We start from the raw sequence: 26380 nt of genomic DNA on the forward strand, positions 1-26380 counted from the left end.
GCATGCCCAACGTACTGATCACCGGTTGCTCCAGCGGTATCGGCCGCGCCCTCGCCGACGCGTTCAAAGCCGCAGGCTTCAACGTATGGGCCAGCGCCCGCCAGCCCGATGACGTCGCCGCCCTCGCTGCCGCAGGCTTCAATGCCGTGCAGTTGGACGTCAATGACAGCGCCGCCTTGCAGCACCTGGCCGAGCAATTGGGCGAGCTGGATGTACTGGTCAACAACGCTGGCTACGGCGCCATGGGCCCGTTGCTCGACGGCGGCACCGAGGCGATGCAGCGCCAGTTCCAAACCAATGTATTTTCTATCGTGGGCGTGACCCAGGCGCTGTTCCCCGCCCTGCGTCGCAGCAGGGGCCTGGTGGTGAATATCGGCAGCGTTTCCGGGGTGTTGGTGACGCCGTTCGCCGGCGCGTACTGCGCATCCAAAGCCGCTGTCCACGCCTTGAGCGACGCTCTGCGCATGGAGTTGGCCCCGTTTGGCGTACGCGTCATGGAAGTTCAACCCGGCGCGATCAACACCAGCTTTGCAAAGAATGCCGGGGCCCAGGCCGAACTGTTGCTCAACGAAACATCGCCATGGTGGCCGTTGCGCGAAGGCATTCGTGCCCGCAGCCAGGCCTCTCAGGACAAACCCACCCCAGCCGGTGAGTTTGCGGCGGATGTGCTCAAGGCCGTGCAACAAAACCAGCCACCGCGCCTGCTGCGCTCGGGCAACGGCAGCCGCGCGTTGCCATTGATGGCGGCGCTATTGCCCAAGGGGTTGCTGGAGAAGGTGTTGAAGAAGCGCTTTGGCTTGAGCGGCAGCCTCTAGCCCTTCATAAAATCAATAAACGCCCGCACCTTCAGCGGCAGGTGTCGGGTATCCGGATACATCGCGTAGACCCCTTGGGGCGCGAAGCGATGATTCGCCAACACACGCACCAGCCTTCCAGCCTCCAGGTCCTCCTGCACCAGCCATTGCGGCAAAATCGCCACACCGTGACCGCGCACGGCAAACGCTTGAAGCACCGCCGCGCTATCGGCCACCAACGCGGCAGGCCCGGCGCGGTATTGATATTGGCCACCCGCCGGGTCGGTCACGCTCAACTCAGTCAAGCGACCATGGCCCAGCCGTGGTACTTGCTCTAATTCATCCAGGTTTTGAACCCCGGCAAACTGCGGCGCCGCAACAGCAAACACATCGAACGTCGACAACTGCACCGCCCGATGATTGGAGTCAAGCAAGCGCCCCAGGCGAATCGCCACGTCGAAACGTTCGGAGATCAAATCGGCGTGGGTGGAGGATGTGGATAAGTGAATATTCAGGTCCGGGTGCAGGCGGCGAAAGGCTTCCACCGCCGGGGCGACCACGGCCAGGGCATACTCCAGGGTGGTGGTGATACGCAGGGTGCCCTTGAGCTGGGCGTGCTCGGAGCGGGCTTCTTCCACCGCCAAACGGGCCTCTTCGAGCATGCGCGTACAGCGAAGGTAGAAGCGTTCGCCAGCATCGGTGAGCGCGAGCTGACGGGTATTGCGGGTCAGCAGGGTAACGCCCAACTCCGCTTCCAGGCGCTTGAGGTTGAAGCTGACCACGGCGCGGGTCTGGCCGAGTAGATCAGCGGCGGCGGTGAGTGAGCCGGCCTCGACCACGGCCTTGAAGGTGTCGAATCGGTCCAGGCTGACCATGGGCCACGCCCTCCGTTGTCAAAATATTTTTGACAAACTAACAGCCAAACCGACGTATCTCAAACGTTGCGCCCGCCCTACCCTGCACGCTTCATTCGCAGGATCGCGTTCATGACCTACCGCTCGAAAGTCGCCTGGATCTTTTTACTGGGCTTTGCCCTGGACCTGGTGAACATGTTTGTCGCCACCGTCGCCTACCCGGATATCGCCCGCGAACTGCAAGCCTCGGTCACGCAACTGGCGTGGATCAGCAATGCCTACATGCTCGGATTGACGGTGATTATTCCCTTGAGTGTGTGGCTGGCGGCGATTATGGGCGAGCGCACGCTGATCGCCACCAGTCTGCTGCTGTTCGCAGGAGCCTCGGTGATGGTCGGCCAGGCCGGTTCCATCGACGTCTTGATTGGCTGGCGCGCTTTGCAGGGACTCGGTGGCGGCTTGTTGATTCCCGTGGGGCAAGCCATGGCTTACCGGCACTTCCCAGCGGTCGAGCGCAGCCAATTGACAGCGCGTGTGATGTCGGTGGCATTGCTGGTGCCAGCGCTGTCCCCGGCGTTGGGCGGGCTGATTGTCGATAGCCTGTCCTGGCGCTGGATTTTCTACGCCAACCTGCCACTGGCCTTGATCACCCTGCTGCTGGCGCTGCTGTGGATAAAACCCGATATGCCTGCAAGCGTGCGCCCGCCCCTGAACCTGGGCAGCATTTTCAAACAGGCCGCCAGCCCGATGCTGCGCGTGGCGATGCTGGTCTACCTGTGCATTCCCGGGGTATTTATCGGCACCAGCCTGATCGCCATCCTCTATGTACGCGGCCTGGGGTATGACGCCACCCAGGCCGGCGCACTCATGTTGCCCTGGGCCCTGGCCTCGGCCATGGCGATCTACCTGAGCAAGCAACTCTTCAATCGTTGTGGCCCGAAACCCTTGCTGGTGGCGGGCATGGCGCTGCAATGCGGCGGCATCCTGTTGCTCAACGAGCCGGCCCTGATCATTGCCGCCTATGCCTTGATGGGCCTGGGCGGCAGCCTGTGCAGCAGCACCGCACAGACCCTGGCCTTTCTGGATATCCCCACCGAGCGCATGGGCCACGCCAGCGCCTTGTGGAATATCAACCGCCAAGTGAGTTTCTGCTTGGGTGCCGCCGTACTCAGTGCCGTGCTGTCGGCCTTGGATTCCTTCGCCATAACCTTCACGATGGCGGCAGCCTTGACCCTGTTGCCGCTTTTCGCAGTGTTGCGCCTGGATGCATCCAGGGTACGCAGCCTGCTTCACCCTTCCAGCGAGCCCAAGCATGATTGACTACAGTGATTTTTTTGAAGAAGTGATCCAGACCCACGTCGAGATCGAGCAATGGTTTGCCGGTGTTGCGCCTGAGGGCACCCTGCAAAACCTGCTGGCGCGCTTCTCACCCGAGTTCAGCATGGTCGCGCCCGCCACCGGTACGCGCGTCAATAGAGCCGGGGTCAATGCGCTATTCACGCGCCTGGGCGGAATGCGCCCGGGATTGAAAATCACCTTGAGTGAAATGACCGGCATTGATCGTCATGCGCGGGGGGCCACGGTGACTTACCGCGAGCATCAGGTGGATGACAGTGGTACACAGACGGATCGCCGGGCCACTGTGGTGTTTGAGAAGCAGGCCAGTGGTGCGCTGTTGTGGCGGCATTTGCATGAAACGTTTATCAAGGCTTAACGCGGGTCTGAATGTGGGGGGGGGCTTGCTCCCGATAGCGGTGTGTCAGTGTCAGATGTACCGACTGACACACTGCTATCGGGAGCAAGCCCCCTCCCACATTTGAATCTCCCACAGTTTTTAGTTTTGTGTTGGGTTGACGATCACGGTGCAGGTGATGCCAGCCGCCAGCAGCACGCCCTCGGGCACTTCATCAATGTGAATGCGCACCGGCACGCGCTGGGCCAGCCTCACCCAGTTGAACGTGGGGTTCACATCGGCAATCAGCTCGCGGCTCTCAGGGTTGTCACGGTCGTAGATACCGCGGGAGATGCTTTCCACATGGCCCTTTAGGGTCTCGCCGCTCATCAGCTGCATGTCGGCTTTGTCACCGACTTTGACGTGGGGCAACTTGGTTTCTTCAAAGAAGCCGTAGACCCAGAAGGAATTCATATCCACCACGGCCATCTTCGCCTCGCCGATACGCGCATAGTCGCCGCGATGCACGTTGAGGTTGGTGACGTAGCCGTCCACCGCCGCCAGCACGCGGGTGCGTTTCAGGTTGAGTTCAGCGGCTTCCAGTTGCGCCAGGGCGTGCTGGTAATCGGCCAGGGCCGAGTCGGCGATGTTGCTGGCGTCGTCGCGGTTTTCCCTGGAGATCACCAGGGCGTCGAGGTCGGCGCGACGGTGGGCGTTGAGCTTGCGCATCTCCCAGGTGGCCTTGCGTGAGGCCACCAGCGATTGGGCTTGCTTGACGGCAATGCGGTAGTGCTCGGGGTCGATCTGCATCAGCAGGTCGCCTTTTTTCACCAGCTGGTTATCGCGTACCGGCACATCCACCACCTCGCCGGTCACGTCAGCCGCCACGTTGATGATGTCGGCGCGTACCCGGCCATCACGGGTCCAGGGCGTTTGCATGTAGTGCACCCATAATGTGCGGCCAATCCAGATTGCCAAAGCCAGCACCAGCAAGGTGGCGAGCAGGCTGAAAAACTTTTTCATCGGGGCATTCTCAACGGTAGACGCTCAGCGCCAGGGCGCCGAACAAGCAAGCGAACAGGCTCAGGCGCAGCAACGCCGGGTGCCAGAAAAACCGATACAGGTCGAACCCGGCCAGGAAGCGATCAATCGCCCAGGCCAACACCGCGGCGATCAGGAACATCAGGGTCATGGTCGGCATATAGATGCCATGAAATGCGATTTCACGGGGCATTCGAGGCTCCTTTTAGGGCCGCCAGTGGCGATTGCGGGTCGAGCAGCGAAGTGCGGATAAAGTGCAGGTAGCTCTTTACCCGGCGCAGGGCCGAGGTGTCGAAGTGCGGGGCGAAGGGTTCGTCGGTGGCCTGTACGCGGCTGATCGCATGGTCGACGGCGATCAAGCCGCGCTCCAGGTTGCTGGCGCTGGGTTGCAGGAACAAGCGCACCAACGAGCGGCCCATTACACGAATTGCCTGGCGCCATGGCTGGGACTCGGCATACGCCGGGTGCACCGGCAGAATCGCTTGCTCCTTGCGCAACTCGATGATCGCGTGGCCGACTTCCAATACCACGAACATCCAGCGCAGCAAGTCGCGCTGCACCTGCGGCTGGCCGACCGCGAGGCCGTAGGCCTGGTGCAGCAGGTCACGGGTGCGGCTTTCAAAGCTCGAGGCCAGGCCCTTGAGCTTGGCGCTGATCGCATACACCACCTGCTCACGCAGGTCCTGCTCCAGGCGGCGCCACAACCAGCGGCTGTTGGGCGGCAGGATGATCGCCCCCGCTGCCGCGCACACCAGCATGCCGATGACCATGGCAATGTAGTCGTTGATAAAGGTGTAGGGGTTGTAGACCGTGAGGTTGTCCGGCACCGAGCCGGTGCTGAAGAAAATCAACAGCCCCACACCGACACCGGCGTACCGGGGGCGGGAAGAGAGAAAGGCCCCGAAGATGATCACCGGTGCGAGCATCACGCACAGCAACGGGAAACCGTCGATCCTGGGGAACACGAAGAACATTTCGACAAAGCCGACCAAGGCGCCGATCAAGGTGCCGCAGGCCATCTGGAACGCCATGCGCTTGGGGTTGGGTGTGGCGGCGGAGAGGCCCACCGTGGCCGCTGCGATCAAGGTCATGGTCGCGCCGCTGGGCCAGGCGGTGGCGACCCAGTAACTGCCCAGCACGACAAGGATAAATGAGGCCCGTACCCCGGCGGCGGTGCAGGCCAGCCAGTTGGTTTTCGGTGTGTAGGATTCGTGCCAGTCTTCCCGCGCATGGTGGTGGTCGGCCAGGGACGCGTGGGTTTGCGCGTAGTTGTGCAGGTCGTCGACGAAGCGGTACAACAACTCGTAGGCAGTATGGAAATCCAGTTGCTCGGCTTCGGTAGGGTTATCGTCCTGGAAGCTCGCCCGCAGGCTGCGCACCTTGGCAGGAAGGCCGTCCTTGTAGGCGCTCAGTTGATTGACCAGGCGTGCGGCATCCGGGCTGGTGAGGGCGCGACCGGAGAAGCTGTCGAGCACTTCGGCGAGATCTTGCAGGCCGGGTTTGATCGCTGCGACCACATGATCGGCCTCATCGGCACGCAAGCGTTCAAGCAACTGGTGCAGGGCGTTGAAGCGCGTGGTGATGCTCATGAATTCGCTGTTGAGGCGACTGAGTCGCCCATTGCGCCGACGCATGTGCGGGTCTTCGAACACGGTGACGCTGCGCAAGCCTTCCAGGCCCACCGCTTCGGCGATAAAGCGCACGTTGCTGGCCTCGAAGCCCTCCCGCTGGCTGCGCCCGCGCAGGCCGTCGGTGACGAACAGCGCGAACACGCCGAAGCGCTGGTACAACGCGTTGCGCATGGCCGCGCTGGAGGTCTGCGGCAGGATCGCCGCGCTGACCAGCGTGGAGCAAAGAATCCCCAGGGAGATTTCCAGCACCCGCCATACGGCCGCCATAAAGGCGCCGTCCGGGTGGGCCAGGGCCGGCAGCCCGACCATCGCTGCGGTGTAGCCGGCGAGCACAAAGCCATAGGCGCGGAAGTTGCGGTTACGCGTGGCGCCCGCGGTACAAATGCCCACCCAGATCGCCAGCGCGCCGAGGAACAGTTCGGTGTTCTGCGCAAACAAGGCGATCAGCAGCACCATCACCGCCGACCCCGCCAAGGTGCCCAGGAAGCGGTAGAAACTTTTGGCGAACACCTGGCCGCTCTGGGGCTGCATTACGATAAATACGGTGATCATCGCCGTGCGCGGTTGCGGCAGTTCCAGGCGCATGGCCAGCCACAGCGTGAGAAACGCAGCGACCAGCACCTTGAAGATATACACCCAGGTCACGCCGTCGCTGCGTGCCCAGTCGAAAAAGCCACGGCGCCACTCAAGGGAATGCAACCAGCGCAGCGGTGCAGGCAAGGGAGTCATCAAATCCTACTCAGTGATCAAACACGGCGAGCGCCGCCGGGGTCTTGCTCGGAAGGGTCTTGGCATCCTGGGGCACATCGTTGCCGGCACCGAGGCCGCCGCCCAGGGCGGTCACCAATTCCGCATGGGCACTCAGGCGCGCCGCCTGCACCTGTTGCTCGACCTGTTGCTGACGGAAGAGCAGGGTCTGGGCGTTGAGCACATTGAGGTAATCGGTCAGGCCGCGTTGGTAGGCGATCATGGCGATGTCGTAGGTTTTCTGCGCCGAGGCCACCGACTGCGCGGCGAAGGCCGACTGCTTGTCCATGGACTCGCGGCGGATCAACTGGTCGCTGACGCCCTTGAGCGCGTTGACCAGGGTCTGGTTGTACTGGGCGACGGCGATGTCATAACCGGCACTGGCTTCGCCCAGTTGGGCGCGCAGGCGGCCGCCATCAAAAATTGGCAAGGTGATCGCCGGGCCGACGTTGTAGTTGAATTTCTTCCCCGCCAGGAATTCCAGCATGCCGCCGCCGGTGGCCATGTAGCCGAGGCTGCCGACCAAGTCGACGTTGGGGTAGAAACCGGCGTGGGCCACGTCAATGCCACGGGCCTGGGCCGCCACCTGCCAGCGGCTGGCGACCACGTCCGGGCGTTGACCGAGCAACTGCGCCGGCAGGCTCGAAGGCAGTTTCAACGGTGCGGCGAGGGCCAGGCACGGGCGTTGCAACTGCGCACCCTCGCCCGGGCCTTTGCCCGCCAGCGCCGCCAGTTGGTTACGGCTCAAGGCGATTTCTTCGTCAAGGGCATCCAGTTGGCGATGGGTCTCCGGCAGCGGGCCTTCGGCCTGGCTGACGTCGAAGTGCGTGCCGATCCCGGCGTCCAGGCGTTTGTGGGCCAGGTCGAGGATCTGCTGTTGCTGGGTCAGGGTGGCAGCGACGATATCGCGGTTGGCGTAGTGCAACGACAGCTGGATATAGGCGCGCACCACGTTGTTCTGCAGTTCGAGCTGGGCCTGGCGCGCTTCGGCGGCGCTCATATGGGCGAGGTCGACGGCGCGCTCGGTGTTGTTGCTTTCCCGCCCCCACAGGTCGAGTGCGTAGCTCAGACCCAGGGACGAATTGTTGTCCCAGGTGTTGGCACCGCTCAGTTCGCCGGGACCGTAGAACTGATCTTTCGGCCAGTTGTGGCGCTTGAGGGTAGTGTCGCTGTTGACTTGCAACGACTCGGCCGACTCCGCTACTCCGGCCAGCGCCCGCGCTTGTCGCACGCGTGCGGCGGCCATGGCCAGGCTGGGACTGTTCTGGGTGGCGAGTTCGACCCAGCGGTTGAGCTGCGGATCGCCGTAGGCTTGCCACCATTGAGCGGTGGGCCAATGGGCGTCTTGGGCGGCAGCTTGAATGGCTTCGTCGGTGGCCAAAGTATTGGCGTTGAGGGCGTGGCCTTGGGGGGCGATTCCTCCGGTTCCGATGCAGCCGCTGATGGCTAACGATAAGGCCCAAACACTGAGAGTCTTCAGCTCTCTGCTGATGTGACGCGGCACGGCAAGCGAATTCCTGAGAGGGTGTTGCGCAAGAGGTGGCGCAATTCTAGGCGGCGGCAAGGAGGACGATAAGCTGGCATTCCTGTGAATCTTTGTTACCGTTCAGGCGATAATCCGTTGGTAGGGATCACTGGACGGCGTTACTTTCTGTCACAATTTGCTATCTCCCTTGAGAACACCCCATGGACACTTTGCAAAACATGCGCGCTTTCAGTTGCGTGGCCGAAGCCGGCAGCTTCACTGCTGCCGCCGTGCAACTGGACACCACTACGGCCAATGTCTCGCGCGCGGTCTCCAACCTTGAGGCCCACCTGCAAACCCGCTTGCTCAACCGCACCACCCGGCGCATCGCGCTGACTGAAGCCGGCAAGCGCTATTTGCTGCGCTGCGAGCAGATCCTCGCCTATGTGGAGGAAGCCGAGGCCGAAGCCAGCGATGCCCACGCCCGCCCCGCCGGGCAGCTCAAAGTGCACACCATGACCGGCATCGGCCAGCACTTCGTCATCGACGCGATTGCCCGCTACCGCCGCACCCATCCCGACGTCACCTTCGACCTGACCCTGGCCAACCGCGTGCCGGACCTGCTCGACGAGGGCTACGACGTATCCATCGTGCTGGCCAGCGAACTGCCGGATTCGGGGTTCGTGTCCCAGCGCCTGGGTATCACCTACAGCATCGCCTGCGCCTCACCGGAATACGTCAAGGCCAAGGGCTGCGCCCAACGGCCCCAGGACTTGCTCAACCATGCGTGCCTGCGCCTGGTCAGCCCGGTGATCCAGCTGGACAAATGGACCTTCAACGGCCCCGAAGGCCAGGAAAGCGTGGCGATCAACAGCTCGCCGTTCCTGGTCAATTCGGCCGACGCGATGAAAACCGCGATCACCAGCGGCATGGGCGTCGGCCTGCTGCCGGTGTACGCCGCCATCGAAGGGTTGCGCAACGGCACACTGGTGCGGGTGATGCCGACCTACCGCTCCCAGGAATTGAACCTGTACGCCATCTACCCCTCGCGCCAATACCTGGATGCAAAGATCAAGACCTGGGTGGAATACCTGCGCGGTTCGTTGCCGGAGATTCTGGCAGCGCATCAGGCGGAGTTGGTGGCGTATGAGTTGAGCGGTGGTTTGGGTAGTGTGCGGATGGCAACCTGATTTCTGCCTGACAACGCAGAACAACTGTGGGAGGGGGCTTGCTCCCGATAGCAGGGTGTCAGTCACTAAATGTTTTGACTGAACCATAGCTATCGGGAGCAAGCCCCCTCCCACATTCAGAGCCTGCCCCCCCCTTTAGAGCTACGGTGTCCTGACAATCAACGGCGGGAATGTTAGCGTGCTTGGCATTCTTCCGTAGTCGATGAGCCCGCCTGCAATGAAAAAGACTGTCCTGGCCTTCAGCCGCATCACCGCGCCCATGATCGAACGCCTGCAACAGGATTTCGAGGTGATCGTGCCCAACCCCAAGCAGGGGGATATCAACGCGCAGTTCAACGAAGCCCTGCCCAATGCCCACGGTCTGATCGGTGTGGGCCGCAAGCTCGGCCGCGAGCAACTAGAAGGCGCAGGCAAGCTGCAAGTGGTGTCCAGTGTGTCGGTGGGCTACGACAACTACGACGTGCCGTACTTCAACGAGCGCGGGATCATGCTCACCAACACCCCCGATGTACTCACCGAAAGCACCGCGGACCTGGCCTTCGCCCTGCTGATGAGCAGCGCACGCCGGGTGGCCGAGCTGGACGCCTGGACCAAGGCCGGCCATTGGAAAGCCAGCGTGGGCGCGCCGCTGTTTGGCTGTGATGTGCACGGCAAGACCCTGGGCATCGTCGGCATGGGCAATATCGGCGCGGCCGTGGCCCGACGTGGGCGCCTGGGTTTCAACATGCCGATCCTGTACAGCGGCAACAGCCGCAAGACCGCGCTGGAACACGAGCTGGGCGCGCAGTTCCGGAGCCTGGACCAGTTGCTGGCCGAGGCAGATTTTGTCTGCCTGGTGGTGCCATTGAGCGACAAGACCCGCCACTTGATCAGCACCCGCGAATTGAGCCTGATGAAGCCCAGCGCGATCCTGGTCAATATTTCCCGTGGGCCGGTAGTGGATGAACCGGCCCTGGTCGACGCCCTGCAAACCCAACGTATTCGCGGGGCCGGGCTGGATGTGTATGAAAAGGAACCGCTGGCCGAATCGCCACTGTTCCAACTGAGCAATGCCGTGACCCTGCCGCACATCGGCTCGGCCACCGATGAAACCCGCGAAGCCATGGCCAACCGCGCCGTGACCAACCTGCGCAGCGCGCTGCTGGGCCAGCGCCCGCAGGATCTGGTGAATCCCCAGGCCTGGAAAGGCTGATACATAACCCAATGTGGGAGGGGGGCTTGCTCCCGAGGGCGGTGGATCAGTTGTACATCTGCTGACTGACACGCCGCTATCGGGAGCAAGCCCCCACATTAGCAGTGCCCGACACAAAATCCGGTTAAAGCCCAGGCCAGCCGAGTCGATAACCTTCCATAGATGATCGTCATCCCTGATCCACAGAAGGTTTTTATGTCCACCACCAAAGCCCGCGCAGACTCACTCTCGCTTCTGCTCTTTACCTTGCGCAGCGGCAAGCTGATGGCCATCAACCTGTTGAAAGTCAGTGAAATCATCCCCTGCCCGCCGCTGACCAAGCTGCCGGAGTCGCATCCCCACGTCAAAGGTATCGCCACCTTGCGCGGCGCTTCGCTGTCGGTGATCGACTTGAGCCGCGCCTTGGGTGAAATGCCCCTGCAAGACCCGGACGGCGGCTGCCTGATCGTCACCGATGTCAGCCGTTCCAAGCAGGGCCTGCATGTGCAGGCAGTGAGCAAGATCGTGCATTGCCTGACCACCGATATCCGCCCGCCCCCCTACGGTTCTGGCGGCAATCGCGCGTTTATCACCGGGGTGACCCAGGTGGAAGGTGGCCTGGTGCAGGTGCTGGATATCGAGAAAGTCATCCACGGCATCGCCCCGGCACCGATTGAAGCGGCGCCGACCGACCTGACCATGGAAGAAGCCGAAGTACTGGGCAATGCGCGCATCCTGGTGGTGGACGACAGCCAGGTAGCCCTGCAGCAATCGGTACACACCTTGCGCAACCTCGGCCTGACCTGCCACACAGCCCGCAGCGCCAAGGAGGCCATCGATGTGTTGCTGGAGCTGCAAGGCACCGGCGAGCAGATCAACGTGGTGGTGTCGGACATCGAAATGTCCGAGATGGACGGCTACGCCCTGACCCGTACCCTGCGCGAAACCCCGGACTTCCAGGAGCTCTACGTGCTGTTGCACACCTCCCTGGACAGCGCGATGAACAGCGAAAAAGCCCGCCTGGCCGGTGCCGATGCGGTGCTGACCAAGTTCTCATCGCCGGAACTGACCAAATGCCTGGTCGTGGCCGCCAAAGCTGTGGCGCAAAAGGGCCTGTAGGCGTTGACCGATTATTTCCAGCTGTTGCGTCGCGACCTCACAGGCAGCCTGCCCGCCCCGCAGTGGCCAGCAGATACGCGGCTAGATCATTACCGGGATGAGCTGGCCCCGGCGATCCATGCCGTGCTGCGCATGACCCAGGACCAGGGCGGCGGCCGTGTCGCCAGGCTGGATGAATGGCGCCGGCAATTCGTCATCAATGCCGAGTTCGACCCAACGCTGTGCCTGGTAGCCAGCAACGCCGACGGCATCCTCGGGGTGGCCCAATGCTGGACCAGCGCCTTTATCAAGAACCTCTGCGTGCACCCTTGCGCCCAAGGCCAGGGCCTGGGCCGTGCCTTGTTGCTGCAAGCCTTCCAAATGTTCAAGCAGCGCGGCGAACCTTATGTCGACCTTAAGGTGCTGGAGAGCAACCTGCGTGCCCGGCAGCTGTATGAAAGTGCGGGTATGAAATTTGTCCTACGGGACATAGTGACCAAGGACTGATGACCACTGGCGCATAACTTGCTTCCAGAGAGCCCGAGCGGTGAATAGAGGTAAAAACCCGTCACTCCTCAAGCGTCCCCTCTGAACTTGCCTGGTGACAGATCCGCCATGAACACTCATTTTTCCTGCGTAGGTTGTGGCAAATGCTGCAACGACCATCACGTGCCCCTGACCCTTGAAGAGGCCCGGCAATGGGCGGCGGACGGCGGTAATGTCATCGTTCTGGTCGAAGGCTTCCTGCGTAACGGCCTGGGCTTGCCCCTGCAACAACGCGAACACGCCGAGCGCCGTTCCGTGATCGTGCCCAGCGGCAATACCGAGGCTTTCGTGGCAATCACCTTTGCCGCCTACAACGCTGGGCCCTGCCGGAATCTTGACGAAGACAACCGCTGCCGCATCTACGAGCGACGCCCCCTGGTGTGCCGGATTTATCCGATGGAGATCAATCCGCATATCCCGCTGAACCCGGGTGCCAAGGATTGCCCGCCGCAGTCCTGGGAACAGGGACCGGCGCTGATCGTCGGTGGCGAACTGATGGACCTGGAACTGGCTGAGCTGATCCGTCGTTCCCGCCAGGCCGACCGTGATGATGTGCAGGCCAAGGCGGCGGTGTGCGCGTTGCTCGGCATTCATACAACCGCGCTCAAGGGCGACGGCTTTACCGCGTATCTGCCGGATATGCAGGCATTTGCCCTGGCCATTGAGCAGACAACTGACCAATCAGCCATGGCCACTGAATGGGTGTTCCATGTGTCCGGGATGGATATCGCCGAACAACTGCTGGACGCTGGTGCGCAGATTGCCACCGAGGTGCCGGCCAACTATGCGTTTATCTCACTGAGGGCGGCCTGACCGCTGATGGGGATTTGGCGAGTGCGCCTCATGTCAATGGGGCCTCGCCCCCAGCCATCACGGACTGGATGGCAGCACATCGAGACGATAGGGCTCGACGATGCGCTGGTATTCACCGTTTTGCATCAGCTCTTCAAGCGCATGGTTGAGTTCATTGCGCAACGAGGTATCGAGCTTGCGCACTGCGATCGCCACGCTGTCGCCCAACAGGTCAGACGAAACAACCGGGCCGAGAAAATCGAAATCCAGGCCCTGAGCCGTGTCCAGCAGGGCCTCACGTATCTCTACCGCACCTTGCAGGGTCGCATCGATATCGCCCGCGAGGAGGCTGTTGATCAGTTGATCATTGAGCCAGAAACTCTTGATGATCACGCCTGCCGGCGCCCACTGCGACAGGGCAAAGGCTTCACGATTGCTTCTGATCAAGACCCCGACACGCTTGCCCTTGAGCGACCGCCGATCAGGGGTCAGGCCTGCGGTTTTACGGGCCACCAAGCGGGTGGTGATGGGGTAGAGTGCATTGGTAAAGCTCACCTGTTGTCGCCGATTCGACGTCGGCGCCATGCCCATGATCGCGTCGAACTTTCGGCCTTCCAGGGCCGGGAAATTTTCCATGACCACTTGGTCGACCCAGGTACAGCGCACGTTGAGTTGCTCGCACAGGGCGTTACCCAGTTCGATATTCAACCCCACCAGTTGCCCTTGGGAGTTGCGGTGTTGGAACGGCGGGAAGTGCGCGGCGACGGCGAAGCGGATTTCGTGCCGTGGTTGATCGCTGGCGGCAGCAACAGTCGTCGACAGCAAGAGAGCAAACACAGCACAAATGTGTATCAGGGCCACAGGAACGTCCTTTTCCGGGAAAAACTGGCTCACCGCCCCCGATGAGCGTCATTGGGGCGGAGTAAAATGCTGTGCCAGCTTTCAAGAAATGGTCGCGGACCTACAATCAGAAATATCTACATGCGCCGTAGGCAACAGCCGATACAGCGCAACAAACTTTGATCCTAACGTTTACCCATGGAACGACGAGTGCCCGGTGGCGCCATACCCGGCGTCTTGGCATGGCCATTCTTGGCGCCGCCTTTGTACCAGGGCTGGCCGGCATGCTTGGCTCCGGCCAGTTCACCCGGCTTGAAAGGGAACTTGAACGCGGGAATCTCGGCTTTTTCAACACCGTCGGCAGTGGCCAGGTCGACGAGTTCGGCCGCTTCGACAGGGGGTTGGGTGGGGGAAGACATAAGGGCTCCGGCGCAGCTATAGGCGTAAAAGCGCGAGTATACGGGGCTGGAGCTGCCAGCGGTAAGCTTCCACCACAAGTTCAAAGCCCCCAGCTGTCACCGCTGTCAGTTTGCCGTCACTGTGCTGACCGCATGACAGCGCTATAAAGCACTCATTCAAACTTCAACTTGCAGCTTGCAGCTTGAAACTTGCAACTGCGCCGCTGGCGTCCTTCCATGCACATAAAACGAAACACGGCCCTGATGGTGGGCGTACTCCTGATACTGGCCGTTGCAGCCTGGACGTTGACCCGCCCGCCCAAGACCCGGCTGGCAGCGCCCAGTGCAGTTCCTGTTCGGGTGGTGAGCGTGGTGCAACGGGATGTCGCGCGGTACGTCAGCGGCATCGGCTCGGTGTTGTCGTTGCACAGTGTGGTGATACGTCCGCAGATAGACGGCATCCTCACCAAACTACTGGTCAAGGAAGGCCAACTGGTAAAAGCCGGTGACTTGCTGGCAAGCATCGACGACCGCTCCATCCGGGCCAGCCTCGACCAGGCCAAGGCGCAATTGGGCCAAAGCCAGGCGCAACTGCAAGTGGCACTGGTCAACCTCAAGCGTTACAGGGAGCTGAGCGTTGACGACGGTGTGTCGAAACAGACCTACGACCAGCAACAGGCGCTGGTCAACCAGCTCAAGGCCACGGCCCAGGGCAACCAGGCCGCGATAGATGCGGCTCAGGTACAACTTTCCTACACCCAGATTCGCTCCCCGGTCAGTGGTCGCGTGGGTATTCGCAGCGTGGATGAAGGTAACTTCCTGCGCATGAGCGACACCCAGGGACTGTTTTCAGTCACCCAGATTGATCCGATCGCTGTGGCTTTCTCCCTGCCGCAGCAGATGCTGCCGACCCTGCAGGGGCTGATCGCCGCGCCGACCCGGGCGAGTGTCGATGCCTACCTGGGCGCCGACACCGACGGCCAGACCGGCGACCTGCTCGGCGAAGGCCACCTGAGCCTGATCGACAACCAGATCAGCTCCACCACCGGCACGCTGCGGGCCAAGGCCGAGTTCAATAACCCGTCGCAAAAGCTGTGGCCGGGGCAACTGGTGACCATCAAGATCCAGACCGCCCTCGACAAGAACGCCCTGGTGGTGCCGCCGACCGTGGTGCAACGTGGCCTGGACTCGCACTTCGTGTACCGGGTAAGCGATGACACCGTGGAGGTGGTGCCGGTGCAGGTCGCCTACCAGGACAGCGAGATCAACATTATCAAGGGCGTGCAGGCCGGGGATGTGCTGGTCAGCGACGGTCAGTCGCGGCTCAAGGCCGGTGCCCGGGTGGAGGTGCTCAAGGAGCCGCCGCAAATAATCCAGACCGCTGAAGCCAAGGTGCAACCATGAACGGCAGCCGTTCACCCTCGGCCTGGTGTGTTGATCACCCGGTCGCTACCTTGCTGCTGACCTTCGCCTTGGTCCTGTTGGGGATCATTGCCTTCCCGCGCCTGGCTGTCGCGCCACTGCCGGAAGCGGAATTCCCGACGATCCAGGTTACCGCGCAACTGCCCGGCGCCAGCCCGGATACCATGGCTTCATCGGTGGCCACGCCCCTGGAGGTGCAATTCAGTGCCATCCCCGGCATGACCCAGATGACCTCCAGCAGCGCCCTGGGGTCCAGCCAGCTGACCCTGCAATTCACCCTGGAAAAAAGCATCGACACCGCCGCCCAGGAGGTCCAGGCCGCAATCAACACCGCATCGGGCAAGTTGCCCAGCGATATGCCGAGTTTGCCGACCTGGAGAAAGGTCAACCCGGCGGACAGCCCGGTGCTGATCCTCAGTGTCAGCTCAGATAGCATGCCCAGCACCGAGCTGAGCGACTACGTGGAAACCCTGCTGGCGCGCCAGATCAGCCAGATCGACGGCGTCGGCCAGATCAACATCACCGGTCAGCAGCGTCCGGCGATTCGCGTGCAGGCATCCCCTGACAAGCTCGCGGCCATCGGCCTGACCCTCGCCGATATCCGCCTGGCCATCCAGCAATCGAGCCTGAACCTGGCCAAGGGCGCGATCTATGGTGAGAACAGCGTGTCGACCCTGTCGACCAACGACCAACTGTTTCACCCGGAGGAATACGGTCAGCTGATCGTTTCCTACAAGGACGGCGCGCCGGTGCAACTGCGTGATATCGCCAAAGTCGTCAATGGTTCAGAAAACGCTTACGTGCAAGCCTGGTCCGGCGATACCCCGGGTGTGAACCTGGTGATTTCACGCCAGCCCGGCGCCAACATCGTCGAGACCGTCGACCGCATTCAAGCCGAACTGCCGCGCCTGCAAGGCATGTTGCCGGCCTCGGTGCAGGTGAGTGTATTGACCGACCGCACCAAAACCATCCGCGCCTCATTGCATGAAGTGGAAATGACCCTGCTGATCGCTATCCTGCTGGTGGTGGCGGTCATGGCGCTGTTCCTGCGCCAGCTGTCGGCGACGCTGATTGTGTCGGCTGTGCTTGGCGTATCGCTGGTGGCCAGTTTCGCCCTGATGTACCTGATGGGGTTCAGCCTGAATAACCTGACCCTGGTGGCCATCGTGATTGCCGTGGGCTTTGTGGTCGACGATGCGATTGTGGTGGTGGAGAACATTCACCGGCACCTGGAGGCGGGCCTGGGCAAGCGCGAAGCCGCGATCAAGGGTTCCGGCGAGATTGGCTTTACCGTGGTGTCCATCAGCTTCTCGCTGGTGGCGGCGTTTATTCCGCTGCTGTTCATGGGCGGCGTGGTCGGACGGCTGTTCAAGGAGTTCGCGCTCACAGCCACCTCGACCATCCTGATTTCGGTGGTGGTTTCGCTGACTTTGGCACCGACATTGGCGGCCCTGTTCATGCGTGCACCCACCCATCACGCCCACGCCAAGCCCACCTTCAGCGAACGCCTGCTGGCCGGCTATGCACGCAACCTGCGCCGTGCGCTGGCGCATCAACGCAGCATGGCCGCGATCTTCGTGGTGACCCTGGCCCTGGCCGTGGTCGGCTACGTGTTTATCCCCAAGGGCTTCTTCCCGGTCCAGGACACGGGCTTTGTGCTCGGCACCAGCGAGGCGGCGGCCGATGTGTCGTACCCGGACATGGTCGCCAAGCACAAGGCACTGGCCGAGATCGTCAAGGCCGACCCGGCAGTGCAAGCCTTCTCCCACTCAGTGGGCGTCACCGGCAGCAACCAGACCATCGCCAACGGGCGCTTCTGGATTGCCTTGAAAGACCGCGGTGACCGTGACGTATCCGCCAGCCAGTTCATCGATCGCCTGCGCCCACAACTGGCCAAGGTGCCGGGTATCGTGCTGTACCTGCGCGCAGGCCAGGACATCAACCTGAGCTCCGGACCCAGCCGCGCCCAGTACCAGTATGTGCTCAAGAGCAATGACGGCCCGACGCTGAACACCTGGACCCAACGCCTCACCGAAAAACTGCGCGCCAACCCGGCGTTTCGCGACCTGTCCAATGATCTGCAACTGGGCGGCAGCATCACCCACATCAGTATCGACCGCCAGGCCGCTGCCCGCTTCGGCCTGACCGCCACCGATGTCGACCAGGCGCTGTACGACGCCTTCGGCCAGCGCCAGATCAACGAGTTCCAGACCGAGATCAACCAATACCAAGTGATACTCGAACTGGACAGCCAACAGCGCGGCAAGGCCGAAAGCCTCAATTACTTTTACCTGCGCTCGCCGCTGACCAACGAGATGGTGCCGTTGTCGGCGCTGGCCAGGGTCGACCCGCCCAGCGTGGGGCCGCTGTCCATCAGCCATGACGGCATGTTCCCCGCCGCCAACCTGTCGTTCAACCTGGCGCCCGGCGTGGCCCTGGGCGATGCCGTGATCATGCTCAACCAGGCCAAGAACGACATCGGCATGCCGAGTACCCTGATCGGCAACTTCCAGGGCGCGGCCCAGGCATTCCAGAGTTCGCTGGCCAGCCAGCCGTGGCTGATCCTTGCGGCGCTGGTGGCGGTCTACATTATCCTGGGTGTGCTGTACGAGAGTTTCGTGCATCCGCTGACGATCATTTCCACCCTCCCCTCGGCAGGCCTCGGTGCGCTGGTCATGCTGTGGCTGCTGGGCCAGGATTTTTCAATCATGGCCTTGATCGGCCTGGTATTGCTGATCGGCATTGTGAAGAAGAACGGCATCCTGATGATCGACTTTGCCCTGGAAGCCCAACGCGTACGCGGGTTGTCGCCGCAGGATGCGATTTATGAAGCCTGCGTCACGCGGTTCCGCCCAATCATCATGACCACCCTCGCCGCCTTGCTTGGCGCAGTGCCGTTGATGCTGGGCTCGGGGCCGGGTGCGGAACTGCGTCAGCCGTTGGGCATCGCGGTAGTCGGTGGCTTGCTGGTGAGCCAGGCACTGACGCTGTTCACTACGCCGGTCATATACTTGTACCTTGAACGGTTTTTCCACAGGCCCAAACCAGCGCTGGCGCTGGCGACCACACACTGAGGCGGTCATGCGCGTCCTGATTATTGAAGATGAAGAGAAAACCGCGGACTACCTGCACCGCGGCCTTACGGAGCAAGGCTACACCGTCGACGTGGCGCGTGAAGGCGTCGAGGGTCTGCACCTGGCGCTGGAAAACGATTACGCGGTGATCGTGCTCGACGTGATGCTGCCCGGCCTGGACGGCTTTGGTGTGTTGCGTGCGTTGCGCGCCCGCAAGCAGACGCCGGTGATCATGCTCACCGCCCGCGAGCGCGTGGAAGACCGCATCCGCGGCCTGCGCGAAGGTGCCGACGATTACCTGGGCAAACCGTTTTCGTTTTTGGAACTGGTAGCGCGCCTGCAAGCCCTGACCCGCCGCAGCGGCGGCCACGAGCCAGTGCAGGTTACGGTCGCCGACTTGTGGATCGACCTGATCAGCCGCAAGGCCAGCCGCAACGGCCAACGCCTGGACCTGACCGCCAAGGAGTTCTCGCTGCTCAGCGTATTGGCGCGGCGCCAGGGTGAAATCCTGTCCAAGACCGCCATTGCCGAGATGGTCTGGGACATCAATTTCGACAGCGACGCCAACGTCGTGGAAGTGGCGATCAAGCGCCTGCGCGCCAAGCTCGACGGGCCGTTCGAACACAAGCTGCTGCATACCATTCGTGGCATGGGTTATGTGCTGGAGAACCGTAGTGTCGGCTAATTCCATTGCCCTGCGCCTGAGCAGCATGTTCACCCTGGTGGCGTTGCTGATCTTCGTGCTCATCGGCGGCGTGCTGTATCAGCAGGTGGATCGCGGCCTGGGCTTGTTGCCCGAGGCCGAGCTGGATGCGCGCTACAGCGTGCTGGAATCGTCGGTCAATCGCTTCGGCACACCGGAACATTGGGTCAAGATCAAGGCCAAGCTCAAGTTGCTGGGCGAAGAAGACAAGCGTATCCGTTTCTGGGTGGTCAGCAGCGACCCGAGCTATGAATACGGCGAGCCGGACGCCCAGATTCGCGCCTTTGCCCAAGGCCCGACCGGCAAGCACGACCTGCGCCTGCCCGGTCACGCTCATCCGTTCAAGGTGCTGGTCAGCCAGTTTGCGGCCAAGGAGCAACGTCCGGCGCTGCGCTTCATGATCGCCATCGACACCGAAAACTTCCGCGCCACTCAGCACCACTTGCTGGTAGCGCTGGTCAGCCTGGCGCTGGTCGGTGTGGTGCTGGCGGCGCTGTTGGGGTTCTGGGTCGCGCGTATCGGCCTCAAGCCCCTGGGCAAACTCTCGGATGAGGCACAGAAACTTGCGCCACCCAAACTCTCCGGGCGCTTGCATCTGTCACCGCTGCCGCCGGAACTGAGCCAGTTCGTCAATTCGTTCAACGCCACCCTCGACCGCGTCGAACAAGCCTACTCGCGCCTGGAATCCTTCAACGCCGACGTGGCCCACGAACTGCGCTCACCGCTGACCAACCTGATCGGCCAGACCCAGGTCGCCCTCACCCGCGGGCGTTCCGCAGAGCAGTACTTCGAGGTGCTGCAATCGAACCTGGAAGAGTTGGAACGGCTGCGCTCGATCATCAATGACATGCTGTTCCTCGCCAGCGCCGACCAAGGCAGCAAGGCCACCAAGCTGATCGAAAGCTCCCTGGCTGATGAGGTAGCGACGACCCTCGATTACCTGGATTTCATCCTCGAAGACGCCCAGGTTGAAGTGCGCGTGCACGGCGATGCCGTGGTGCAGATCGAAAAGGCCCATCTGCGTCGCGCACTGATCAACCTGCTGAGCAATGCCGTGCAACACACCGCGCCGGGGCACGTGATCGACGTACACATCGAGGTGCGGGAGCAACAAGTGGTAATCGGCGTGACCAACCCCGGCGAGGCGATTGCCCGCGAGCACTTGCCGCGCCTGTTCGAACGTTTCTATCGGGTGGATGCGTCGCGTAGCAACAGCGGAGCGAATCACGGGCTGGGGCTGGCTATCGTCAAGGCGATTGCGTTGATGCATGGGGGGGATGTGTTTGTGCGTAGTGAGGACGGCGGAAACACCTTTGGCATTACCCTGCCCGTCTAAATGTTGAGAACACTTCGGTCAAATGGGGGAGGGGGCTTGCTCCCTCCCACAGTTAGATGTCTATGTTCCTTCGGAAACTGTTACGGTTTGGGCAATAGTTATTATCTTGTTACACTCTGTATCGCACCGCTCGCCTGCGTTACTTTGACGCATCGATGAGCGCGACGGCAAAGGCAGCTGACCCGCTTACCCGAATTTCCCTCGACTTTTTTCCAGGGCTCTACACTGGGAATCTGTCTTAAAGCCGCTGACTTCAGCGGCTTTTTTTTGCCGTACAAAAAGGCCAGGCACACCCCCACGACACTGGCCGTTCTTGATTGACCAAAGGAGCTCCACCGGTGAAGAACTCGCTGACGTTCACCCCGTTATTCCTCGCAGTTGCAGCAACGATCACTCCCCTCGCCCAGGCGGCAGACACCACCCCCACCGACGGTTTCGTTGAAGGCTCCCACCTCACGATCAATACGCGCAACTACTACATGAACCGCGACCGTCGCGACATTCATACCGATGACAGCAAGGAATGGGGCCAGGGTTTTATCGGCACCTTCGAGTCCGGCTACACCCAAGGCACCGTCGGCTTCGGCCTGGACCTCAATGCGATGCTCGGCCTCAAGCTCGACGGTGGTGGCGGCACCGATGGCTCCAGCATCCTTCCCTACGGCAGTGGCAACGGCAAGGCACCCGGATCGTTCTCTACCGCCGGCGGCACCTTGAAAATACGTGCCTTCGATACCGAACTGAAAGCCGGCGACCTGTTCCTCAACAACCCGGTGATCGCTGGCGGCATGACGCGCATGCTGCCCCAGACCTTCCGTGGTGTGAGCCTGACCAACCACAGCTTCGACGGTTGGATGATCGAGGGCGGCCAGGCCAGCTTCACCAAGCTCTACAACCAGAGCGGCCACCGGCGCATCGGCACCAGTTATGGCGCCTTGCCCACCAACGCCGACAGCCAGCACCTGGACTGGGCCGGCGTATCGTTCAGCGGTATCACGGGGCTGACCAGCAACCTGTACGCCTCCGAACTCAAGGACGTATGGCACCAGTACTACTACGACCTCGAATACACCTATGCTCTCAACGACCTGGTCAGCCTGACCCCCGGCTTGCACTACTACCACACCCAGGACACCGGCCAATCGTTGCTGGGGGATATCGACAGCAATACCTACAGCCTGCATTTCACCGTCGGCGTGGGCAACCACAGCGTCACGGCCACCTACCAGCGGGTCAACGGCAACACCCCGTTCGACTACATCGCCCAGGGCGACAGCATTTACCTGGATAACTCCCAGCAGTACTCGGACTTCAACGGCCCCAACGAGCGCTCATGGAAGCTCAAATACGCCTACGACTTCGCCGGCCTCGGTGTGCCTGGCCTGACGTCCGCTGTGTCCTACATCAGCGGCAAGACCGACCTGACCAAGGTCGACCCCAACAGCCGCGGCTACAGCAGCTGGTACAGCGCCGATGGCAAAGATGCCAAGCACTGGGAACGGGATATCGATGTGAAATATGTAGTGCAAGGCGGCAAGGCCAAGGACCTGTCGGTGCGCCTGCAATGGGCGACCAATCGAGGCAGCAATGGCTATTCGGCAGTGGATCGGGACGTGGATGAGTACCGCGTGATTGTGGACTACCCCATCAACGTCTTCTGACAGCGTTCCTGATGTGGGGGCTTGCTCCCACATTTTGGTTCTGCGACCTATTCCAGAGTTACTACTAAGCTATGGGCATCCCCAAAGCAGAAGTGCGTCCGATGAGCCCAAGCCTTACCCGTCCTGACCGCCGCCCGGAGCGCTTGCTGATCCTGGGCAGTACGCTGACAGTGTTGCTGATCGTGGGGATCGTCACCGCGCTGCTGATTCGGGAACAGGCCAATACCTTGCAGACGGCCAAGCGCACCGCCAATACCATCACTCAATTGATCGATGCCGACGTGCTGCGCAACGTGGAGCTCTACGACATGGCCCTCAAAGGCCTGATCGCCGCCACCGAGCGCACTGACCTGCAAGACGTTTCAGCGAGCATCCGCCATCTGGTGCTGTTCGATCGCTCGGCGGCGGCGCCGTACAAGGGCGATATCCTGCTGCTGGGCCCGAACGGCGAGGTGATTGCCGATTCGTCCCTGCTCACACCCAAGCTGGGTAACTTCTCTGATCGGGATTATTTTCAGGTGCACCGCGAAAATCCGGACGCGGGGTTATATATCAGCCGTCCATTCATGGCCCGCTGTGTGTGCGATGACCCATGGCGCATCGCGTTCAGCCGCCGCGTTTCGTCGCCGGACGGGCGCTTCCTGGGCGTCGCCGCCGCCTCCATGCGCCTGTCGTACTTCCACCAGTTGTTCAGCAGCCTGAACATCGGCAGCAACAGCACCATCAACCTGCTCAACCACCAAGGCATCCTGTTGGCCCAAGAACCTTTGCTGGAAGCAGGCATGCTCGACAAGGACCTGAGCCAGCGCCCCAATGTGGCACGCATGCTGCGCGAGCGCGATGGCAGCTTCCAGAGTATCTCCAGTGTCGATCACCAGGCGCGGCTGTACAGTTTCTCCAGTGTGGGCAACCTGCCGCTGATTGTCGCGGTGGCCCTGTCCAGCAACGAGATATTTGCGCCATGGCGGCGTGCGGCGTGGCTGGTGAGCATCGCCACAGGCGTGCTGTGCGTAGGTCTGTTGTGGCTGACCTGGGCGCTGTGCATGGAGCTGCGCCGTCGTCATCGCGCTGAACAGGTGCTGTCAGAATTGGCAGCCACTGATGCCCTCACCGGCCTGGCCAATCGCCGTACCCTTGACGAGCGCCTGCGCCTGGAATGGGACCGGGCACAGCGCTCGACCGAGCCCTTGACCGTGTTGATGATCGATGTAGACCACTTCAAGGCTTTCAACGACCGCCATGGTCACCAGGGTGGCGATGACGCGTTGCGCGCAGTCGCGCAGGTGATCGACAGCAATATCCGCCGTCCGGCCGACCTGGCAGCACGCTATGGCGGTGAAGAGTTTGCCGTGGTGCTGCCCCATACCGACGCCAAGGGCGCCTGGGTGATCGCCGAGCGCATCCGCATCAGCGTCGAGCGTTTGCCACGGGTGGCTGGGGATAAACAGCCGGTTACCGTGAGCATCGGCATGAGTACCTGGCAGAAACGTAGCGGTATGTCCCTTGAGAGTGTGCTGCTCAAGGCCGACCAGGCGTTGTATGAGGCCAAGCACACGGGGCGCAATCGGATTGTGGATGCCGCGCCCCTATAAACAAGGCATAAAAAAAGGCCACCCGAAGGCAGCCTTTAAAACTAAAGAAAGAGAGTTGTTACTTACACCGCCGCAACGGGACGCATGTAAGAGATCGGTGCGGTGCTGGCATCTTCGAAGGTCACAACTTCCCAAGCGTCTGTCTGCTCAATCAACTTGCGCAGCAGCTGGTTGTTAAGGGCGTGGCCCGACTTGAAGCCTTTGAACTCGCCTATCAGGCTATTGCCCAGCAGGTAGAGGTCACCGATTGCATCGAGGATCTTGTGCTTCACGAATTCGTCTTCGTAGCGAAGTCCGTCTTCGTTCAGTACACCATCCGCGTCGACCACAATGGCGTTTTCAACGCTGCCGCCGAGTGCGAGGTTGTGCTTGCGCAGGTACTCGATGTCACTCATGAAACCAAAGGTACGGGCGCGGCTGACTTCTTTTACGAACGAAGTGCTGGAAAAATCCACGCTTGCACTTTGGGTGCGGTCACGGAATACCGGGTGATCGAAATCGATCTCAAAGCTCACTTTAAAGCCTTCGAACGGGACGAAGGTGGCGCGCTTGTCGCCGTCTTCTACTGTCACTTCCCGCAGAATGCGTATGAACTTCTTGGCTGCGTCCTGTTCTTCCAGGCCGGCAGATTGAATCAGGAATACGAAGGGTCCAGCGCTGCCATCCATGATCGGGACTTCGGACGCGGAGAGCTCGACGTAGGCGTTATCGATGCCCAAACCGGCCATGGCCGAGAGCAAGTGCTCCACCGTGTCCACTTTGACGTCACCGTTGACCAATGTGGTCGACATAGTGGTTTCGCCAACGTTTTCCGCGCGAGCAGGTATCTGCACCACAGGGTCCAGGTCGGCACGCACAAACACGATGCCGGTGTCGACAGGTGCAGGCTTGAGGGTCAGGTAGACCTTTTCCCCGGAGTGCAGACCTACACCTGTGGCACGAATAATATTCTTCAGGGTGCGTTGTTTAATCATGGCTTGGACCGCTTCAGCGCAAATTGCGAACTGGTATCAACAAAGGCTGGCGATAATAGCAGACCAGACCTTTGCTGAACACCAATCACCTTCATAGCCCTGATACATTCCATTAATCGGCCTGACGACGCAAGAATGCCGGGATGTCCAGGTAGTCCAGGTCATCTTGCGGATTCGGGCTACGGGACGCAGCAGCACCGGCCTGGGCCTGGTTGCGCATCACGGTCGGACGGTCCAGGTCACGGTAGTTCACCGATGGCAGCTCCTGGCGAGCAGGTGCTGGAGCGGCAGCCGCCTGGCTGGCGTGGCTGGCTTGGCTGTTATGCAGAGTGTTGTCGATGACCTTCACAGGCTTCTCGATTTTCGCACCCAGGCCGGTAGCAACCACGGTCACGTGCAGTTCGTCGCGCATGTCCGGATCGATAACAGTACCGACCTTGACCATGGCGTGCTCGGAAGCAAAGGCTTCGATGATGCTACCCACGTCGGAGTACTCACCCAGGGACAGGTCAGGGCCGGCAGTGATATTCACCAGGATGCCGCGTGCACCTTGCAGGTTCACGTCTTCGAGCAACGGGTTGCGGATGGCCGCTTCGGTGGCTTCGCGTGCACGGTTCGGACCGCTGGCGCAGCCAGTGCCCATCATCGCCATGCCCATTTCGCTCATCACGGTACGTACGTCGGCAAAGTCGACGTTGATCATGCCCGGGCGCTTGATGATGTCGGAGATACCGCGAACGGCACCGGCCAGTACATCGTCAGCCTTGGCGAACGCGGACAGCAGGCTGGCGTCCTTGCCCAGGATGGTCAGCAGTTTCTCGTTGGGAATGGTGATCAACGAGTCGACGCTTTCAGACAGCAGACGGATACCTTCGTCGGCGATCTGCATGCGCTTGCGGCCTTCGAACGGGAACGGACGGGTCACGACGGCAACCGTCAGGATCCCCATTTCCTTGGCCACTTCGGCAATGATCGGTGCAGCACCGGTACCGGTACCGCCGCCCATGCCGGTGGTGATGAACACCATATTGGTGCCCTGCAGCACTTCGGCAATACGCTCGCGGTCTTCCAGGGCAGCTTGACGGCCGACTTCCGGATTGGCGCCAGCGCCGAGGCCTTTAGTCACGGCTGTGCCCAATTGCAGGATGGTCCGCGCGCCGATGCTTTTCAGCGCCTGGGCATCAGTGTTGGCGCAGATGAATTCAACGCCTTCAATGTTGCTCTTGACCATGTGATTGACAGCGTTGCCGCCGCCACCGCCAACACCGATTACTTTGATAACCGGGCTTGCGGGGATGTTGTCTACGAGTTCGAACATGTTCCCTCTCCTTTCATTTTCTCTAGTTTTTTCGCCTACTGCTTACTACGGGTGCTGCGGT

23 protein-coding genes are annotated in these 26380 nt (G+C 61.4%); 14 read left to right on the forward strand and 9 right to left on the reverse strand.

Features of this window, described 5'->3' with window-relative positions; translation table 11 throughout:
- The first annotated feature begins 2 nt into the window (after nt 1–2).
- Complete coding sequence (locus NMB39_RS23825) at nt 3–815, forward strand: SDR family oxidoreductase (RefSeq protein WP_494339976.1); 813 nt, start codon at nt 3–5, stop codon at nt 813–815.
- Here the strand turns inward: NMB39_RS23825 and NMB39_RS23830 are convergent.
- The gene (locus NMB39_RS23830) at nt 812–1669 is read right to left on the reverse strand and encodes a LysR family transcriptional regulator (RefSeq protein WP_057021514.1); all 858 of its coding nucleotides are present in this window, start codon (nt 1667–1669) and stop codon (nt 812–814) included. The two genes, NMB39_RS23825 and NMB39_RS23830, sit on opposite strands and share 4 nt — an antisense overlap.
- A 111-nt stretch (nt 1670–1780) precedes the next feature.
- Between NMB39_RS23830 and NMB39_RS23835 the strand changes: the two genes are divergently transcribed.
- Nucleotides 1781–2968, forward strand: coding sequence for an MFS transporter (locus NMB39_RS23835; RefSeq protein WP_057021515.1), 1188 nt, complete (start codon nt 1781–1783; stop codon nt 2966–2968).
- A complete protein-coding gene (locus NMB39_RS23840; RefSeq protein ID WP_057021516.1) occupies nt 2961–3362 on the forward strand; it encodes a hypothetical protein in 402 nt (133 codons plus the stop codon). The genes NMB39_RS23835 and NMB39_RS23840 overlap by 8 nt, the downstream gene beginning before the upstream one ends.
- A 120-nt stretch (nt 3363–3482) precedes the next feature.
- Here NMB39_RS23840 and NMB39_RS23845 read toward each other — a convergent pair whose 3' ends face one another.
- Genes NMB39_RS23845 through NMB39_RS23860 form a run of 4 tightly spaced genes read right to left on the reverse strand, consistent with a single transcriptional unit; the run spans nt 3483 to nt 8243 of the window.
- On the reverse strand, nt 3483–4343 hold the full coding sequence (locus tag NMB39_RS23845; RefSeq protein ID WP_057701531.1) for an efflux RND transporter periplasmic adaptor subunit: 861 nt from the start codon (nt 4341–4343) through the stop codon (nt 3483–3485).
- Between the two features lie 10 nt (nt 4344–4353).
- Nucleotides 4354–4554, reverse strand: a complete 201-nt coding sequence (locus NMB39_RS23850) for a DUF1656 domain-containing protein (RefSeq protein ID WP_046070983.1) — start codon at nt 4552–4554, stop codon at nt 4354–4356.
- Nucleotides 4544–6721 (reverse strand): FUSC family protein, encoded by a 2178-nt coding sequence (locus NMB39_RS23855; protein WP_198719653.1) that lies wholly within the window; start codon nt 6719–6721, stop codon nt 4544–4546. The genes NMB39_RS23850 and NMB39_RS23855 overlap by 11 nt, the downstream gene beginning before the upstream one ends.
- 10 nt (nt 6722–6731) lie before the next feature.
- Nucleotides 6732–8243 (reverse strand): efflux transporter outer membrane subunit, encoded by a 1512-nt coding sequence (locus NMB39_RS23860; protein ID WP_494339975.1) that lies wholly within the window; start codon nt 8241–8243, stop codon nt 6732–6734.
- 182 nt (nt 8244–8425) lie between these two features.
- On the opposite strand from NMB39_RS23860, the gene NMB39_RS23865 reads away from it, so the two are divergent.
- The 5 genes from NMB39_RS23865 (at nt 8426) to NMB39_RS23885 (ending at nt 13022) form a co-directional block, all read left to right on the forward strand.
- A complete protein-coding gene (locus tag NMB39_RS23865) occupies nt 8426–9394 on the forward strand; it encodes a LysR family transcriptional regulator (RefSeq protein ID WP_057021520.1) in 969 nt (322 codons plus the stop codon).
- Nucleotides 9395–9611: 217 nt separating this feature from the next.
- A complete protein-coding gene (locus NMB39_RS23870; protein ID WP_494339974.1) occupies nt 9612–10586 on the forward strand; it encodes a 2-hydroxyacid dehydrogenase in 975 nt (324 codons plus the stop codon).
- 195 nt (nt 10587–10781) lie between these two features.
- Nucleotides 10782–11684, forward strand: coding sequence for a chemotaxis protein CheV (locus tag NMB39_RS23875; RefSeq protein ID WP_057021522.1), 903 nt, complete (start codon nt 10782–10784; stop codon nt 11682–11684).
- Between the two features lie 3 nt (nt 11685–11687).
- On the forward strand, nt 11688–12170 hold the full coding sequence (locus NMB39_RS23880) for a GNAT family N-acetyltransferase (protein WP_057021523.1): 483 nt from the start codon (nt 11688–11690) through the stop codon (nt 12168–12170).
- 108 nt (nt 12171–12278) lie between these two features.
- Nucleotides 12279–13022, forward strand: a complete 744-nt coding sequence (locus tag NMB39_RS23885; protein WP_306957117.1) for a YkgJ family cysteine cluster protein — start codon at nt 12279–12281, stop codon at nt 13020–13022.
- Between the two features lie 57 nt (nt 13023–13079).
- Here the strand turns inward: NMB39_RS23885 and NMB39_RS23890 are convergent, their stop codons facing one another.
- Both NMB39_RS23890 and NMB39_RS23895 read right to left on the reverse strand, forming a co-directional pair.
- Nucleotides 13080–13862: a transporter substrate-binding domain-containing protein gene (locus tag NMB39_RS23890; protein WP_057021525.1), complete on the reverse strand. Its 783-nt coding sequence runs from the start codon at nt 13860–13862 to the stop codon at nt 13080–13082.
- A gap of 164 nt (nt 13863–14026) precedes the next feature.
- Nucleotides 14027–14260 carry a hypothetical protein gene (locus NMB39_RS23895; protein WP_057012972.1) on the reverse strand — a complete coding sequence of 78 codons (234 nt, stop codon included), beginning with the start codon at nt 14258–14260 and terminating at the stop codon, nt 14027–14029.
- Nucleotides 14261–14476: 216 nt separating this feature from the next.
- Between NMB39_RS23895 and NMB39_RS23900 the strand changes: the two genes are divergently transcribed.
- The 6 genes from NMB39_RS23900 (at nt 14477) to NMB39_RS23925 (ending at nt 24027) form a co-directional block, all read left to right on the forward strand.
- Entirely contained in the window at nt 14477–15643 is a 1167-nt protein-coding gene (locus tag NMB39_RS23900) for an efflux RND transporter periplasmic adaptor subunit (protein ID WP_057021526.1), read from the forward strand.
- Nucleotides 15640–18735, forward strand: a complete 3096-nt coding sequence (locus NMB39_RS23905; protein WP_494339973.1) for a multidrug efflux RND transporter permease subunit — start codon at nt 15640–15642, stop codon at nt 18733–18735. Before NMB39_RS23900 ends, NMB39_RS23905 begins: the two co-directional genes overlap by 4 nt.
- A 7-nt stretch (nt 18736–18742) precedes the next feature.
- Nucleotides 18743–19420, forward strand: a complete 678-nt coding sequence (locus NMB39_RS23910) for a heavy metal response regulator transcription factor (RefSeq protein ID WP_046070973.1) — start codon at nt 18743–18745, stop codon at nt 19418–19420.
- Nucleotides 19410–20774: a heavy metal sensor histidine kinase gene (locus NMB39_RS23915; protein ID WP_494339972.1), complete on the forward strand. Its 1365-nt coding sequence runs from the start codon at nt 19410–19412 to the stop codon at nt 20772–20774. The genes NMB39_RS23910 and NMB39_RS23915 overlap by 11 nt, the downstream gene beginning before the upstream one ends.
- Before the next feature lie 338 nt (nt 20775–21112).
- Nucleotides 21113–22435 (forward strand): OprD family porin, encoded by a 1323-nt coding sequence (locus tag NMB39_RS23920; RefSeq protein ID WP_057021529.1) that lies wholly within the window; start codon nt 21113–21115, stop codon nt 22433–22435.
- A gap of 101 nt (nt 22436–22536) precedes the next feature.
- Nucleotides 22537–24027 carry a diguanylate cyclase gene (locus tag NMB39_RS23925; RefSeq protein ID WP_198719662.1) on the forward strand — a complete coding sequence of 497 codons (1491 nt, stop codon included), beginning with the start codon at nt 22537–22539 and terminating at the stop codon, nt 24025–24027.
- Nucleotides 24028–24089: 62 nt separating this feature from the next.
- Here the strand turns inward: NMB39_RS23925 and lpxC are convergent, their stop codons facing one another.
- Nucleotides 24090–25001, reverse strand: coding sequence for a UDP-3-O-acyl-N-acetylglucosamine deacetylase (gene lpxC / locus NMB39_RS23930; protein WP_003171886.1), 912 nt, complete (start codon nt 24999–25001; stop codon nt 24090–24092).
- A 112-nt stretch (nt 25002–25113) separates the two neighbouring features.
- Nucleotides 25114–26319, reverse strand: a complete 1206-nt coding sequence (ftsZ, locus tag NMB39_RS23935; protein ID WP_046070969.1) for a cell division protein FtsZ — start codon at nt 26317–26319, stop codon at nt 25114–25116.
- Nucleotides 26320–26380: the final 61 nt, after the last annotated feature.

The organism is Pseudomonas sp. FBCC-B545, from assembly GCF_059134095.1.

Coding starts and splice junctions, on each gene's coding strand:
- NMB39_RS23825 (WP_494339976.1), top strand. CDS start 3: ATGCCCAACGTACTGATCACCGGTTGCTCCAGCGGTATCGGCCGCGCC.
- NMB39_RS23830 (WP_057021514.1), bottom strand. CDS start 1,669: ATGGTCAGCCTGGACCGATTCGACACCTTCAAGGCCGTGGTCGAGGCC.
- NMB39_RS23835 (WP_057021515.1), top strand. CDS start 1,781: ATGACCTACCGCTCGAAAGTCGCCTGGATCTTTTTACTGGGCTTTGCC.
- NMB39_RS23840 (WP_057021516.1), top strand. CDS start 2,961: ATGATTGACTACAGTGATTTTTTTGAAGAAGTGATCCAGACCCACGTC.
- NMB39_RS23845 (WP_057701531.1), bottom strand. CDS start 4,343: ATGAAAAAGTTTTTCAGCCTGCTCGCCACCTTGCTGGTGCTGGCTTTG.
- NMB39_RS23850 (WP_046070983.1), bottom strand. CDS start 4,554: ATGCCCCGTGAAATCGCATTTCATGGCATCTATATGCCGACCATGACC.
- NMB39_RS23855 (WP_198719653.1), bottom strand. CDS start 6,721: ATGACTCCCTTGCCTGCACCGCTGCGCTGGTTGCATTCCCTTGAGTGG.
- NMB39_RS23865 (WP_057021520.1), top strand. CDS start 8,426: ATGGACACTTTGCAAAACATGCGCGCTTTCAGTTGCGTGGCCGAAGCC.
- NMB39_RS23870 (WP_494339974.1), top strand. CDS start 9,612: ATGAAAAAGACTGTCCTGGCCTTCAGCCGCATCACCGCGCCCATGATC.
- NMB39_RS23875 (WP_057021522.1), top strand. CDS start 10,782: ATGTCCACCACCAAAGCCCGCGCAGACTCACTCTCGCTTCTGCTCTTT.
- NMB39_RS23885 (WP_306957117.1), top strand. CDS start 12,279: ATGAACACTCATTTTTCCTGCGTAGGTTGTGGCAAATGCTGCAACGAC.
- NMB39_RS23895 (WP_057012972.1), bottom strand. CDS start 14,260: ATGTCTTCCCCCACCCAACCCCCTGTCGAAGCGGCCGAACTCGTCGAC.
- NMB39_RS23900 (WP_057021526.1), top strand. CDS start 14,477: ATGCACATAAAACGAAACACGGCCCTGATGGTGGGCGTACTCCTGATA.
- NMB39_RS23905 (WP_494339973.1), top strand. CDS start 15,640: ATGAACGGCAGCCGTTCACCCTCGGCCTGGTGTGTTGATCACCCGGTC.
- NMB39_RS23910 (WP_046070973.1), top strand. CDS start 18,743: ATGCGCGTCCTGATTATTGAAGATGAAGAGAAAACCGCGGACTACCTG.
- NMB39_RS23925 (WP_198719662.1), top strand. CDS start 22,537: ATGAGCCCAAGCCTTACCCGTCCTGACCGCCGCCCGGAGCGCTTGCTG.
- lpxC (WP_003171886.1), bottom strand. CDS start 25,001: ATGATTAAACAACGCACCCTGAAGAATATTATTCGTGCCACAGGTGTA.
- ftsZ (WP_046070969.1), bottom strand. CDS start 26,319: ATGTTCGAACTCGTAGACAACATCCCCGCAAGCCCGGTTATCAAAGTA.